17 protein-coding genes are annotated in these 12,040 nt (G+C 64.9%); 9 read left to right on the top strand and 8 right to left on the bottom strand.

What is annotated here, in order from left to right; genetic code table 11:
- The first annotated feature begins 510 nt into the window (after window positions 1-510).
- Window positions 511-711 carry a hypothetical protein gene (locus H1B27_RS20595; RefSeq protein WP_061882986.1) on the top strand — a complete coding sequence of 67 codons (201 nt, stop codon included), beginning with the start codon at window positions 511-513 and terminating at the stop codon, window positions 709-711.
- A 153-nt stretch (window positions 712-864) separates the two neighbouring features.
- The gene (locus tag H1B27_RS20590; protein ID WP_197967320.1) at window positions 865-1,035 is read left to right on the top strand and encodes a hypothetical protein; all 171 of its coding nucleotides are present in this window, start codon (window positions 865-867) and stop codon (window positions 1,033-1,035) included.
- Window positions 1,036-1,587: 552 nt separating this feature from the next.
- On the opposite strand, the gene H1B27_RS20585 is transcribed toward H1B27_RS20590, so the two are convergent.
- On the bottom strand, window positions 1,588-1,857 hold the full coding sequence (locus H1B27_RS20585; RefSeq protein WP_061882988.1) for a DUF2798 domain-containing protein: 270 nt from the start codon (window positions 1,855-1,857) through the stop codon (window positions 1,588-1,590).
- A gap of 315 nt (window positions 1,858-2,172) precedes the next feature.
- Between H1B27_RS20585 and H1B27_RS20580 the strand changes: the two genes are divergently transcribed.
- Window positions 2,173-2,406 carry a DUF6894 family protein gene (locus tag H1B27_RS20580; protein ID WP_061882989.1) on the top strand — a complete coding sequence of 78 codons (234 nt, stop codon included), beginning with the start codon at window positions 2,173-2,175 and terminating at the stop codon, window positions 2,404-2,406.
- A gap of 23 nt (window positions 2,407-2,429) precedes the next feature.
- Here H1B27_RS20580 and H1B27_RS20575 read toward each other — a convergent pair whose 3' ends face one another.
- Window positions 2,430-2,684, bottom strand: a complete 255-nt coding sequence (locus H1B27_RS20575; protein ID WP_197967319.1) for a hypothetical protein — start codon at window positions 2,682-2,684, stop codon at window positions 2,430-2,432.
- Between the two features lie 108 nt (window positions 2,685-2,792).
- Window positions 2,793-3,089 carry a hypothetical protein gene (locus H1B27_RS20570; RefSeq protein WP_061883069.1) on the bottom strand — a complete coding sequence of 99 codons (297 nt, stop codon included), beginning with the start codon at window positions 3,087-3,089 and terminating at the stop codon, window positions 2,793-2,795.
- Window positions 3,090-3,470: 381 nt separating this feature from the next.
- Between H1B27_RS20570 and H1B27_RS20565 the strand changes: the two genes are divergently transcribed.
- Window positions 3,471-3,935: a PaaI family thioesterase gene (locus H1B27_RS20565; protein WP_028181100.1), complete on the top strand. Its 465-nt coding sequence runs from the start codon at window positions 3,471-3,473 to the stop codon at window positions 3,933-3,935.
- Window positions 3,936-4,057: 122 nt separating this feature from the next.
- Window positions 4,058-4,297, top strand: coding sequence for a PilZ domain-containing protein (locus tag H1B27_RS20560; protein ID WP_061882991.1), 240 nt, complete (start codon window positions 4,058-4,060; stop codon window positions 4,295-4,297).
- A gap of 178 nt (window positions 4,298-4,475) precedes the next feature.
- Here the strand turns inward: H1B27_RS20560 and H1B27_RS20555 are convergent, their stop codons facing one another.
- Window positions 4,476-4,700 (bottom strand): hypothetical protein, encoded by a 225-nt coding sequence (locus tag H1B27_RS20555; protein ID WP_028181098.1) that lies wholly within the window; start codon window positions 4,698-4,700, stop codon window positions 4,476-4,478.
- A gap of 152 nt (window positions 4,701-4,852) precedes the next feature.
- On the opposite strand from H1B27_RS20555, the gene H1B27_RS20550 reads away from it, so the two are divergent.
- The 4 genes from H1B27_RS20550 (at window position 4,853) to H1B27_RS20535 (ending at window position 6,877) form a co-directional block, all read left to right on the top strand.
- Window positions 4,853-5,257, top strand: a complete 405-nt coding sequence (locus H1B27_RS20550) for a hypothetical protein (RefSeq protein WP_197967318.1) — start codon at window positions 4,853-4,855, stop codon at window positions 5,255-5,257.
- Window positions 5,258-5,359: 102 nt separating this feature from the next.
- Complete coding sequence (locus H1B27_RS20545; RefSeq protein WP_197967317.1) at window positions 5,360-5,941, top strand: bifunctional transcriptional activator/DNA repair enzyme AdaA; 582 nt, start codon at window positions 5,360-5,362, stop codon at window positions 5,939-5,941.
- A gap of 19 nt (window positions 5,942-5,960) precedes the next feature.
- A complete protein-coding gene (locus tag H1B27_RS20540) occupies window positions 5,961-6,431 on the top strand; it encodes a PaaI family thioesterase (RefSeq protein ID WP_197967316.1) in 471 nt (156 codons plus the stop codon).
- A gap of 116 nt (window positions 6,432-6,547) precedes the next feature.
- Entirely contained in the window at window positions 6,548-6,877 is a 330-nt protein-coding gene (locus H1B27_RS20535; protein WP_061882995.1) for a hypothetical protein, read from the top strand.
- Window positions 6,878-6,953: 76 nt separating this feature from the next.
- Here the strand turns inward: H1B27_RS20535 and H1B27_RS20530 are convergent, their stop codons facing one another.
- From H1B27_RS20530 to H1B27_RS20515, 4 genes are all read right to left on the bottom strand, one after another.
- Window positions 6,954-7,310 (bottom strand): carboxymuconolactone decarboxylase family protein, encoded by a 357-nt coding sequence (locus tag H1B27_RS20530; protein WP_131871340.1) that lies wholly within the window; start codon window positions 7,308-7,310, stop codon window positions 6,954-6,956.
- Between the two features lie 10 nt (window positions 7,311-7,320).
- Window positions 7,321-10,542 (bottom strand): efflux RND transporter permease subunit, encoded by a 3,222-nt coding sequence (locus H1B27_RS20525; RefSeq protein ID WP_197967315.1) that lies wholly within the window; start codon window positions 10,540-10,542, stop codon window positions 7,321-7,323.
- The gene (locus H1B27_RS20520; protein WP_197967314.1) at window positions 10,539-11,543 is read right to left on the bottom strand and encodes an efflux RND transporter periplasmic adaptor subunit; all 1,005 of its coding nucleotides are present in this window, start codon (window positions 11,541-11,543) and stop codon (window positions 10,539-10,541) included. Before H1B27_RS20520 ends, H1B27_RS20525 begins: the two co-directional genes overlap by 4 nt.
- Window positions 11,544-11,662: 119 nt before the next feature.
- Complete coding sequence (locus tag H1B27_RS20515) at window positions 11,663-11,962, bottom strand: ArsR/SmtB family transcription factor (protein WP_376708992.1); 300 nt, start codon at window positions 11,960-11,962, stop codon at window positions 11,663-11,665.
- Window positions 11,963-12,040: the final 78 nt, after the last annotated feature.

The following is a 12,040-nucleotide window of genomic DNA, read 5'->3' as shown; positions in this document are numbered from 1 at the left end:
CAGCAAGCGAAGCGCGCCTGGAGCCACATGGTTGGCCGCCGCTAACGAAGTCGTTCTGGTCGCAAGGTACGCGGGGTGCAAAAGCAGCCGATCGAGGAAGAAGACAAGCTTGGCCGAGATTGCACTCGCGTTCGTCGAAGGCAGGGCTGAAACATGCCGTGCGCGCCGACCGGCAAAGGCGATTGATGGATTCATTCGCCCCTGGTTCGGACGATTGGGTGCAGGCCGAAAGGCTCCTCGTCAATTTCGAATCGCCTGCCCAGTTCATCGAGAGCTTCTGTCACCGGATGCGCCGCAGAGTGAATGATCATCCCCTTCGAGAGCGGTCTGAGCCGCATTGACGGAGTTCCGAGATTCATTTCGGCTTCCCATTCGCCTTGTGCGCACAACTGAACAGACGCGGATCCGTTTATGGATCCTAATGGATCATCACCGCGCGGATCCCGGGCACTATCGGTGACGAGGACGCCGATCGCGCTCCCGCCTTCCTCGCATGGATATGAGAACGCCATGTTCAAGCGGCGACGTTTCAAGCAACAGCTGACCCTCCAGGACCGGCTTTCCGCATGGGTGAAGCAGGTCCAGCAGCAGGCCTCCAGGCTTCCACCGGGTGCCGAGCGAGACGCCCTCCTCAAGAAGGCCCGCCAGGCCGACGTCGCCAATCATCTGCACGACTGGGTCAAATCGCCCGGGCTTCAGCCACCGAAATAGCCGGCAATCGGTGTTGCCTTCGGGAGCGGAGGCCGCCGCGCATCAAGGGCGCGGCCGGTGCGCCGTCATGTTTCCGCAATCTTGGCGCACCGAACCTTTTCGCGGTCTCCGGCCTTCTGTGGGGATGGGACCGCAACTCCGGGGAGCTCGGCCATGACGGACAACGACACGCAGCACGATGCGATCAGACGCAGTCCCCTGCTGGAGGCAGCGCAGAAGGAGATGGTGAAGTTCGAGCGCAAGGAAAACGAGTTCCGCAGGAAGGACCGTGAAGAGCGCGCCGCCGAGCTCCGCCTGCCCTTGAACGAGATCAGGATCCACTAAGGCCCGCCAGAACGGGCGGGGGGCCGAGGACCGTACTCCATGCGGGCAGCAGGCGCCGGTCCGGCGGCCGGCGACCGCCTCCCGATCCGGCATCGCGCGTCGCGGATGCGTGGCCTGTAAAGGCACCACGTGCAGGCTAAAGGTATCTAAATACTACCGATAAGCTATTGGCGTGTCGATGAAATTTCCAGGCACCCTACTGTGCATGGGGTTGTTTTCCAGTTTTTGAAAGTCGAGGCGTGCCTGGTGCCACCCACCGGACGGGCACGGCCGCCCCGTCACCCGGCCCGCAAACCCGTCTACAGCAGCGCCAGCAGCACCAGCCCAATCACCAGCACGATGAAGCCAGCCGCCGTCGCGGCGGCAAATGACCGCTCTACGTTATCCATGATGCCACCCCGTTGTCGGCGGGCCACGTTTCCCCCATGGCCGCGCCGAACGGATAAAATCTTGCCGACGGGTGTGTCGGCAGTGGTGCGAACGGATGTCGAAATTGGGACGGGTGCGCGGTCAGTCTGCGGCCGTTCGAGTGCGGCCTTCACATGCCGAGCGCTACGGGGCTTTTTCAAGCCGGCCGGCCGGCTCACGGTCCCTCTCCTCCCGGGTCAGGCGCAGCGAGAAGGCGCGGATCGCAGGCGCAGCCAGCAGGACGACAGGCAGCATGGCGGCCCAGGCGATCAGCCACGACACCATCCAGTGCCGAACGAACATCATCGGGCCGCCTGCGGGCAGGCTGGCGATGCCCGTTGCGACCAGCGAGGTCAGTCCGGACTGGATGATGCCGAAGACAAAATGGGAATAGCGGCGGGGAATGCCGAGCATGAGGTATCCATGGGTGCTTGGCTCATCAGGCAAGCAAGGCACATGCCGTCACCCGGTCGGGATACGGAAGCCTCACCGGGAACCAGCGTGCAGCCACACCTTGATCCGTCGCCCGGATGCACCCTGAACGGAGTTCAGGAACTCTGTTCAGGGTCGGAGAACCACGGAGGCGAGCGCCCATCTGCGCTCCGCGGCCTGCCAACGGTCCCGTGCAGTCCGTAGCCGCCCGGGATTGATCCGACGATGGTTTGGGATTGGACTGCGCGCGCTCAGGGCCTTGGGGGGCGAGGCTCATGCGCGCGATTGGTGCCTGCCATGCCGCTCTATTTCTTTCGAATCCGCAACGGCCGCTATTCCGGCTGCGCCGACCAGGCGACGGAATTTGCCAATCGCGATGCGGCCTGGAAGGAGATGACCAGCGTCTGCGCCGACATGACCGCCGGCATTGCCCGCAAGCTCCAGGAAAATTCCGAATGGCAGATGGAGCTGCTGGACGAGGCCAAGGAGCCGGTGTTCCGGATCCGCATCGTTGCCGAAACCCTCGACTAGCAAGGACCTCGGATCTGGCCGCGTCAGTCCGCGCTGGGCGGCCGCCGCATGGTGAACTCGATGTCGCCGCCGGGCAGTTCGCGCCAAGTCTCGACCGCACTCATATAGCCGGCCTTGGGGTAGCGGGCGAAGAAGGCCTGCGCCCTTTCCCGCGCCGCCGCGCGCGGCAGCGTGAAGGTCTCGCGCAGATAACCGTCGCCGGCCGCATGGCCCGGCTTACCGGCCATCTTGCGCCGGCGCGCCATCCGCTCGGCGAGATCCCGCGGACGATCGGCCATGTCCTGTCCTCCTCTACGCGCTCCGCTCTTAGCCAAATGTAGGGCGCGGGCCGGATCAAGAGGAGTCCTGTCCGAAGGCGTCGTGTCGCCACCCGAACGGGGCTGCGGTCAGTTGGCGGCGGTGCCGCTCTTGGTCTTCTTCGGCGTACCGGTTACGGCCGATGCCTTCGGTCCCGCCGGCTGCTTCGGCGGATCGGAGCGCATGCCGCCCCAGGGATCGTTGGACGCCTTGGAATCCGGAATCTTCTTCAGCGTTTCCTTGTAGGCCTTGTCGCGCTCGGCTTCGGCGGCCTTCTCCTCCGGGGTCTTGCTCGGGGCATCCTGCAGCAAATTGAGATTGGGCATTTGCGCGTAGGCAGGTCCCGCCAGCACGGCCAGCACCGCGGCCAAACGGAAAAGCTTCATCATCTACTCCTTGATCATCCAGGCGCGTGGATCGCCCGCGCCGTGTCATCCTCGTCTCAGCCCGGTCGCAACCTGAGGCCGCTCAAGGCCGCGTGGGCCCGCTAGAGCCGATCCGATCTGCACGATTTGGGGGCATGCAGCCAGTCTTCCCAGATCGGGCCGCATTTGGTGCACCCGCTCAGCGCGAGACCGAGCGCGACCATGCCAACGACGCGGACATACCGACGCAACATCATCCACCCGTACCCAAGCGAAGCATCATACCGGGCCAAGTCAGGCAATTTCAAGCCGACGGGACCGGCGCAAGACCGGGTGACTTTGCCGCGCCGATGCGCGCACAATGCGGCGAAACATCCGGCAACACAGGAGAGCGCGACAGCAATGCAAATGCAGCCAGAAGCCGAGTTCGGCCTCGCCGACGCCCGCCGCATCCTGGGCGAGGTCTTTGCGCCCTGGGTCCAGGATCTCAACCTCGCGGTCGAGCGCATCGAGCACGCGCAGCCGGCAGACGTGCCGGACTGGCAGCCGGGCGCGCTGCTGCGCATGCCGTTTTCGGAGCGGCTGTGCCGGAACGGCGGCGTGGTCTGCGGCCAGGCCCTGATGGCGCTTGCCGACACCGCCATGGTGATCGCGATCCTCGCGGCCAACCGCGGCTACCGCCCCATGACCACGGTCGACCAGACCACGCATTTCATGCGCGCGGTCTCCTCAATGGACGTGCTGGCGGACGCGCGCGTGGTGCGGCTCGGGCGCACCATGAGCTTTGGCCGCGTCACGCTGCTCTCCGCCGCCGACAGCAAGCCGGTCGCGATGGTGTCGAGCGCGTTCGCGATGCTGCCGGGATGAACGCGCTCCGCTTCAACGTCGTAAACAAAGTCTGAAGCGCTACGCAAGTAGCGCCAGTATTGAGTTTAGTTCAATGTAATTTCTATGCACTAATTCACAATCATCAGCAGGACCTGACGCGGATGATCGAGAAGCGCGCATCGCAACGTCACCGTGTTTTCAAAGGTGGAACGATCACCTTCGAAAACGGCGGCATCGCTTGCACGGTGCGAAACATGTCGGCAGGCGGCGCGGCGATCGACCTGGACGCCCCCGTCATGCTGCCGCAATCGTTCGAGCTCTCGATCGCGCGCGACCGTTTCGCACGGCATTGTCGCACGGTCTGGCGCAGCGACAAGCGCGTCGGCCTCGCCTTCGTGTAGTCGTGCAGACGGTGTGAAAGACCATTCGCATCGCACGCGCGATGCCGCAAGAAGTCGTCCGCCGGGACGATCGATCATGCGCTACCACACCAACGGCGCCTCGCGCGCTTGGCTGCGCTGCAAACAATGGGAGTGCGCGCGCGGCCGAAATCAAACCGGCAGGTCCGCAAGGCTCACTTCATTTCGGCTTCTTGGCAGGTTCGCTCGGGCGGGCGCCGCCCCACGGATCGTACTTGTCCTTGGGCTCGGGAATGCGCTCGAGCGCGGCCTTGTAGGCCTTCTCGTCGACCTTGGGCGTGTTGTCCGCCGGCTTGGCCCCGTCGTTAGGCTGGCGCCGGCCCTGCGCCTGCGCGGAGGCAGCCGTCAGTGCCAAGACCGCCGCCGCTATGACCAAAATCCTCATCGGTGCAATCCCCCTCATGTGGGGTACAAACTAGCCGGCAATCGCGGAATAGCAAACGCCCACGGCTCCGCCCCTTCAGCAAGTTTTGATTGGCGCGGACTTCGTCGGATCGCATTCGTGCCTATTTGTCGGTCCGCAGGGGACCTTCACGGATGTTGCGGATTATTTCTCATGCAGCGCTGCTCGGTGCCGCGCTTGGTCTCGGTGCTTGCGGCTTTGCCGACAGCCGTGCACCGGTACCGGAATTCATGCGCATGAAGGAGACGGAGCAGCCACCGCCCGAAGCGCCTCCCGACGTCAAGCGCTTGGTGCGCGAGCAGATCGACGTCGTCTTTCTCGCAACGTCCTATCCGCGCGAGGTGCACGTCACCCCGCCCCGTCGCGAGGTGCGAGGACCGGGCTGGACGGCGTGCGTCCGCGCGCAGCTCACCTCCCCGACCGGCACGCCGCTCGGTGCCCAGACCTACATCGTGACGATATCAGGCGGACGCGTCGTCGACCGCCGACGCGCGGAGGAGGACGACATCTGCCGGACCGAGGCATACGAGCCGATCTAGTCTAGGCGCGCCCTGGACGATGTACGTCCGCCCCGGTCGTTTTCGGACACGGTCATCGCATCGGACTCGCACTCCTAGAATGTAGACGCTATAGCGGGCGCCATGCTCGACTTCGACGCCCACTACGCTGCCCTCCGCCGCCGTGACGCAACGTTGGACGGCGCGATATTCGTCGCGGTGAGAACAACGGGCATCTATTGTCGCCCCGTGTGCCCGGCGCGCACGCCACTTGCCTGCAACGTAATCTTCTATCGTAGCGCGGCCGCGGCTGAGCAGGCCGGCTTCCGTCCTTGCCTCAGATGCCGCCCGGAAACGGCGCCATTCTGTCCTGCATGGAAAGGCTCCAGAACAACGGTCGAACGCGCAGTGGCGCTCATCGAGAAGGGAGAGCTCGATCGCGGCGGCGTGGAGAGGCTGGCTGAACGGTTGGGAGTCGGGGCGCGCCACCTGACGCGCCTGTTCGCCCGACATCTCGATGCGTCTCCGCTGCAAGTGGCGCTGTCGATCCGTGTACGGCGCGCCAAGCGGCTGCTTGACGCCAGCGATCTTCCGATGGCCGCCGTCGCGGAACGCGCAGGCTTTTCGAGCACGCGGCGCATGAGCACCGCTTTCACACGACTCTACGGCCGCCCGCCATCGACCTTCCGGAGAAAGGCCGAAGCTTCGCGAGTCCAACACAGGTGAGCGCGATGAGGAGATTTAGATGACTGCGAAGAGCTATGGAACAGTCGACGTCGAACGACAGAAGCAGATGAGTGGGCTTGAGTTCGTCAAAGGCCTTGCCGACGGAACCCTGCCCCTCAACACGATCGCCCAAACACTGGGTTATGATGTGGTGGAGGCTGAGCGAGGCCGCGTCGTCGTCGCGATCGTCCCCACCGGCGCTCACCTCAACCCGGCAGGCACTGTGCACGGTGGTCTCACGGCCACCTTGCTCGACAGTTGCATGGGGTTGGCGATCCAATCGGCCCTCGACAAGGGCACCGGCCAGACCACGCTTGAGTTCAAGGTTTCGCTGCTGCGACCGATTACGCCAGAGACCGGCCTGATCACGGCCGAGGGCAAGGTTCTGAATTGCGGTCGCCGCATCGGAGCGGCCGACGGACGCGTCACGGATGCCAAGGGGCGATTGCTCGCTCACGGCACGACCACGTGCCTCGTCTTCCCGACTTGAGACCAGGGGAACAAAGCCGCCGACAAGTGCCAGTTCCGGGAAAAACCAGCATCGCGGCGGGGAACGATCACAGCCTCCCCTTCTTGTTACCGCCGAGGGCAGTCTCGGAGGAGGACATGATGAGGACGTTTACGATGGCCCTGGTGGCCGGCGTCGGTGCTTTGGCAGCCGCGTCGGGTGCGAAGGCTTCCGATATCTACACGACCAGCGAATACACCAATCCGGATCTCGTCCAGCAGGTACGGCTCGTCTGCGACGACGACGGCCGCTGCTATCGCACGCGCGGCGGTTCACGCGTGATCGTACGCGATTCCTACAACTACATGCCGCGCGACCGCTATTACGAGCGCCGGACCTATCATCGCCATTGGGACGACAGCCCGCGCGCCGGAGTCGGCATTCGTGCGCCCGGCGTGAGCGTCGGGGTCGGTGTCGACCGCTGGTAATCGATCAACGATGGGCGGGACCGGACGAGATGAACCGCCTGGTCCCGTTCGCATAATCGTGTCGGGCGACCGGCGACTATACGGCGGCCGATTGCTGCTGGAACTGCTCGTAGGCCGCGATCGCATCCGCGGCGTACATCAACGACGGCCCGCCTCCCATGTAGACGGCCATGCCGAGCGTCTCCTCGATCTCCTGGCGCGTCGCACCGAGCCTGACCAGCGCCTCGGTGTGAAAGCCGATGCAGCCGTCGCAATGCGCGGCCACGCCGAGCGCCAGCGCGATCAGCTCCTTGGTCTTCTTGTCCAGCGCGCCGTCGCGGGTGGCGGCCTGAGCAAGTAAGGCAAATCCCTTCATCGTGTCGGGAATGTCGCTCCGCAGTTTCTTCAGGTTGGCCGAGATGTTCCTCGTGATGTCGACGTAGTTCTTGTCCATCGATTCCTCGCTAGCTGGATTTCGCGGCGGTTGGGACCTCGCGTGGCGCACGCAAGGCGATGTAGATGGCAGGTATCACCAGCACGGTGAGCAGCGTCGACGACGCAAGCCCGAACAGGAGCGAGATCGCCAATCCCTGGAAGATCGGATCGAGCAGGATGGTTGCCGCGCCAATCATGGCCGCAAGCGCGGTGAGCAGGATCGGCTTGAAGCGGACGGCGCCGGCTTCCAGCACCACGTCGCGCAGCGACTTGCCCTCGGCGCCGCTGTGCCGGATGAAGTCGACCAGCAGGATCGAATTGCGCACGATGATGCCGGCCAGCGCGATGAAGCCGATCATCGAGGTCGCGGTGAACGGCGCACCCAGCAGCCAGTGCCCGATCAGGATGCCGATCAGCGTCAGCGGGATCGGCGTCAGGATCACGAGCGGCAGACGGAAGCTCCTGAACTGGGCGACGACCAGCACGTAGATGCCGAGGATGGCTGCGCCGAAGGCCGCCCCCATGTCGCGGAAGGTCACCCAGGTGATTTCCCATTCGCCGTCCCACAACAGCGTCGGACGCGACTCGTCCGACGGCTGGCCGTGCAGGCTGATCGCAGGCTTCGGCAGCTTGCCCCAGTCATGGGCATCGACGCGATCGGCGACCGCGAGCATGCCGTAGAGCGGCGCCTCGAAGCGCCCGGCGAGCTCGGCCATCACCATGTCGGCAAAGCGCCCGTCGCGGCGGAAGATGGTCGGCGAGCCCTCCTCCATGGTTGCCTTCACGACCTGGCCGAGCTCGACCACGGTCTTGCTGCCGGGCAATGTATTGGCTGGCACCGGCGTGGAGGCCAAAGCCTCGTCCCAGACCAGGTCGCGCTTTCCGAGATGCACCGCGATCTCGATCGGGTTGCGGTCCTCGCCGCGATGCGAATAGCCGATCGAGGTGCCGCCGAACAGCGCCTGAATGGTGTCGTAGACGTCGCGCTGCTCGACGCCGAAGAATTCGAGGCGGTCCTGGTCGATCGAAAGCCGCAGCCGTGGTCGCTTCTCGCCGATGGAATCGTCGATGTCGACGATGAAAGGCACGTCCGCGAAGATCTTCCTGAGCTCGGCCGTGACCGCCCGGCGCGTGGTCGCATCGGGACCGTAGACCTCGGCGAGCAGCGTCGACAGCACCGGCGGGCCGGGCGGCACTTCGACCACCTTGATGCTGGTGCCCGCGGGCGGTCCGAGCGCTTTCAGCTTCTCGCGCAGCTCGAGCGCGATCTCATGGCTCGCGCGCTTGCGCTCACCGCGCGCAGTCAGGTTGATCTGCACTTCGCCGAACTCGGGCCTCTCCCGCAAGTAATAGTGCCGTACCAGGCCGTTGAAGTTGAAGGGAGCCGGCGTGCCGGCATAGGATTGCAGAGAAGTGACCTCCGGCAATTGCCGCGCAATCTCGGCCGCGCCGAACAGCGTGCGCTCGGTCGCCTCCAGGCTCGCCCCTTCCGGCAGGTCGACGAGAACGGCGATCTCGGACTTGTTGTCGAACGGCAGAAGCTTGACGGTCACCGACTTGGTCGCAAACAGCGTCATCGACAGCAGCGTCGCGACGCCGACGGCGAGCAGGAATATCCAGGCCGACCGCTTGCTCCGCACGATCGGCGTGGCGAAGCGCCGGTAGAGCCGGCCGAGCCGGCCTTCGTCGTGGGCCGCATGTGTCGGGGCAATGTCGCCCTTCGGCGCGAGCTTGAGCATCAGCCAGGGCGCCACCACCATCGCCACGAAGAACGAGAACAGCATGGCAGCCGACGCATTGGCCGGGATCGGCGCCATATAGGGGCCCATCAGGCCCGACACGAACAGCATCGGCAACAGCGCCGCGACCACGGTCAACGTCGCTACGATGGTGGGGTTGCCGACCTCCGCCACCGCCTCGATGGTCGCCTGCAGGCGCGGCCGGCCATCGCGCATGGCCCAGTGCCGCGCGATGTTCTCCACCACGACGATGGCGTCGTCGACGAGAATGCCGATCGAGAAGATCAGCGCGAACAGGCTGACGCGGTTGATGGTGTAGCCCATCAGATTGGCCGCGAACATCGTGAGCAGGATCGTCGTGGGAATCACGACGAAGGTCACCAGCGCCTCGCGCCAGCCGATCGCGATCGCGATCAGCACGACGATCGAGATCGTTGCGAGCCCGAGATGGAACAGCAGCTCGTTGGCCTTCTCGTTGGCCGTCTCGCCGTAGTCGCGCGTCACCGTCACCAGGACGTCTTCGGGAATCAGGCGCGACTTCAGTCCTTCGAGGCGTTCGGCGATGCTCTCGGACACGACGACCGCATTGGCGCCGGCCCGCTTGGCCAGCGCCAGGCTGACGGCGGGCGTGCGCGTCCACTGTCCGGCGCTGTCACGCGATTCGGTCCAGACGCGGTGCTCGACGGTGCTCGGGCCGACGATGACGGAGGCGACGTCCTTGACGTAGACCGGCCGGCCGTCGCGGCTCGTGATGAGCAATAGTCCTATATCGGGAATGCCGGACAGCGTCTGGCCCGCCGCGACGCTCCGCACGATGCCGGCATCGCGGACCTGGCCCGCCAGGAACGAGCGGTTGGCGTCCTTGACCTTGGCCACGAGCTGCTGCAGCGTGATGCCGAACAGCGACAGCTTCTCCGGATCTGGCTCGACCCGGATCTGTTGCGCCGCGCCGCCGGATATGTAGGTCAGGCCGATATCGTCGACCTTCATCAGTTCCGCACGCAACTTGTCTGCGAGCTCGTAGAGGTCCTTGTCGGTCCAGCGGCTGGCAGCTTCCGGCTTCGGCGACAGCGTCAATACCGTAACCGCGACGTCATTGATGCCCCGGCCGACGATCAGCGGCTCGGGAATGCCGACGGGAATGCGGTCGAGATTGGCGCGGATCTTCTCGTGCACCCGCAGGATGGCGTCCTCGGACTTGGTGCCGACCAGGAAACGCGCGGTGACCATCACGCGGTCGTCCTCGGTCTGGCTATAGACGTGCTCGACGCCGTCGATGCCCTTGACGATCGACTCCAGCGGCTTGCTCACCAGCTCCACCGCGTCCGGCCCGCGCAGGCCGTCGGCATTGACACGGATGTCCACCATGGGAACGCTGATCTGCGGCTCCTCCTCGCGCGGGATCACCACGACGGCGATCAGCCCCACGACGAGCGCCGCAAGCAGGAACAGCGGCGTCAGCGGCGACGCGATGGTCGACTTGGTCAACCGTCCCGAGAGCCCGAGATTCACGGCCGCACCAATTGGTCGCCGGCTGAAATGCCGGACAGGACCTCGAGCCCGTCGGGGTGCGCCGGCGTCGGCAATTCGCGGCCACGCTGCACCGGCACGTCTATCATGCCGCTGTCCTTCTGCAGCCGAACATAGTCGATGCCGAACCGGCTCGTCACATAACTCGAGGGGATGACGAAGGCCGATCGCATGCCGCCGGAGATCCAGACCCGCAAGCGGTCACCGACGAAATATTCGCCGAGGCCCTCGACGGTCGCATCCGCGATGACGCGCCCCTCCTCGATCTGAGGATAGACGAGGTCGATGACGCCCGACTTGGCGGCTTCTCCGACGAACTCCGCGCCGTCGACGCGAATCCTGTCGCCCGCCTTGAGCAAGCGCGCATGCCGCTCCGGCACGCGAAGCCGCAGCTTGAAGTTCTGTTGGGCGACGGTGACGATCGGATCGCCCGCGAGCACGACGGATCCTATCGTGATCAACCGCTTCAGCACGCGACCATCCGCCGGCGCGAGCACCTGACCCTGGTTGAGCTGCTCGTTGATCACCGCACGTTCGGCCGTCTTGGCGCGCAGGCCGTTCTCGGCGACGTTCAGCGCGGTGCGCTGCTCGTCGAGCTTGATCCGGGGCAGGATACCGCGCTCGACCAGCCCTTCGGTCCGGCTGAAGTCGAGCTGCGCCTGGTTCGCCTGCGCCTGCAGCGCCTCGATCTGCGCGTCGAGCGACTTCATCTGCAGCACGAGCTTTTCGTCGCCGATGGTCGCGATTGCCTGGCCGGCGGCGACGCGATCCCCTTCCCTGACCTTGAGCTGAACCACCGTGCCGCCGATACGTCCGCGCGCCGGCACCACGCTGGTGCTTTCGACCGTGGCGAAGACGGCCTTTTCATCGGCGATCGATTGCCGCGCGACCACGAGCGTTTCGGCCGCCATCGCCGGCGCTCCAGACAAGCCTATCGCCACGAAAGCAGCCAGCAGGCCAAAATAACTCGCCATACATCGCATGGGACTCTTCCGTGTCATGACCAAAGCATCACCACGCCGCTGCGCAGCTCATTTCATCTGCATCGGAAAGGGGCGTGTTGATCCTGGTCAAGGCGCCCTCCTCCGAACTCTCCTAGGTTTCATCTGGTCCTTGCGGACCTCGGCGCGCAGAATGCTTGGTAGAGCGTCTTCAGCACCTCGCGCGCCGGCTCGCTCGCGATCGAATAGAAGATCGTCTGCGCCTCGCGCCGGGCAGACACCAGACCATCCTTGCGAAGGAGCGCAAGATGCTGGGACACCGTGGAGTCCCGCAGGCTCAGGAATTCGGCGAGCTCGCCCACCGACCGCTCGCCGTCGATCAACTGGCAGATGATCAGCAGACGATGCCGGTTGGCCAGCGCCTTCAGCAGCTCGCTCGCCTGATCCGCCGCGCGTTCCATGACTTCAACGTTCATCTTCATATTTGCGTATATACGCAATTACGAATATATCGTCAAGCGCTGCACGACAGTCGGAAC

Origin of the sequence: Bradyrhizobium diversitatis, assembly GCF_016031635.1 — a bacterium.
In the GTDB taxonomy this organism is placed as follows: Bacteria; Pseudomonadota; Alphaproteobacteria; order Rhizobiales; family Xanthobacteraceae; genus Bradyrhizobium; species Bradyrhizobium diversitatis.
The sequence above is the reverse complement of the archived record's forward strand: the minus strand, read 5'-3'. Positions and strand labels throughout refer to the sequence as shown.

What these genes read in the sequence shown, in the direction of transcription:
- H1B27_RS20530 (WP_131871340.1), bottom strand. Translation starts at nt 7,310, where the DNA reads ATGGACAAGAACTACGTCGACATCACGAGGAACATCTCGGCCAACCTG.
- H1B27_RS20545 (WP_197967317.1), top strand. Translation starts at nt 5,360, where the DNA reads ATGCTCGACTTCGACGCCCACTACGCTGCCCTCCGCCGCCGTGACGCA.
- H1B27_RS20560 (WP_061882991.1), top strand. Translation starts at nt 4,058, where the DNA reads ATGATCGAGAAGCGCGCATCGCAACGTCACCGTGTTTTCAAAGGTGGA.
- H1B27_RS20575 (WP_197967319.1), bottom strand. Translation starts at nt 2,684, where the DNA reads ATGGCCGATCGTCCGCGGGATCTCGCCGAGCGGATGGCGCGCCGGCGC.
- H1B27_RS20595 (WP_061882986.1), top strand. Translation starts at nt 511, where the DNA reads ATGTTCAAGCGGCGACGTTTCAAGCAACAGCTGACCCTCCAGGACCGG.
- H1B27_RS20535 (WP_061882995.1), top strand. Translation starts at nt 6,548, where the DNA reads ATGATGAGGACGTTTACGATGGCCCTGGTGGCCGGCGTCGGTGCTTTG.
- H1B27_RS20540 (WP_197967316.1), top strand. Translation starts at nt 5,961, where the DNA reads ATGACTGCGAAGAGCTATGGAACAGTCGACGTCGAACGACAGAAGCAG.
- H1B27_RS20555 (WP_028181098.1), bottom strand. Translation starts at nt 4,700, where the DNA reads ATGAGGATTTTGGTCATAGCGGCGGCGGTCTTGGCACTGACGGCTGCC.
- H1B27_RS20590 (WP_197967320.1), top strand. Translation starts at nt 865, where the DNA reads ATGACGGACAACGACACGCAGCACGATGCGATCAGACGCAGTCCCCTG.
- H1B27_RS20570 (WP_061883069.1), bottom strand. Translation starts at nt 3,089, where the DNA reads ATGAAGCTTTTCCGTTTGGCCGCGGTGCTGGCCGTGCTGGCGGGACCT.
- H1B27_RS20550 (WP_197967318.1), top strand. Translation starts at nt 4,853, where the DNA reads ATGTTGCGGATTATTTCTCATGCAGCGCTGCTCGGTGCCGCGCTTGGT.
- H1B27_RS20565 (WP_028181100.1), top strand. Translation starts at nt 3,471, where the DNA reads ATGCAAATGCAGCCAGAAGCCGAGTTCGGCCTCGCCGACGCCCGCCGC.
- H1B27_RS20520 (WP_197967314.1), bottom strand. Translation starts at nt 11,543, where the DNA reads ATGCGATGTATGGCGAGTTATTTTGGCCTGCTGGCTGCTTTCGTGGCG.
- H1B27_RS20515 (WP_376708992.1), bottom strand. Translation starts at nt 11,962, where the DNA reads ATGGAACGCGCGGCGGATCAGGCGAGCGAGCTGCTGAAGGCGCTGGCC.
- H1B27_RS20585 (WP_061882988.1), bottom strand. Translation starts at nt 1,857, where the DNA reads ATGCTCGGCATTCCCCGCCGCTATTCCCATTTTGTCTTCGGCATCATC.
- H1B27_RS20580 (WP_061882989.1), top strand. Translation starts at nt 2,173, where the DNA reads ATGCCGCTCTATTTCTTTCGAATCCGCAACGGCCGCTATTCCGGCTGC.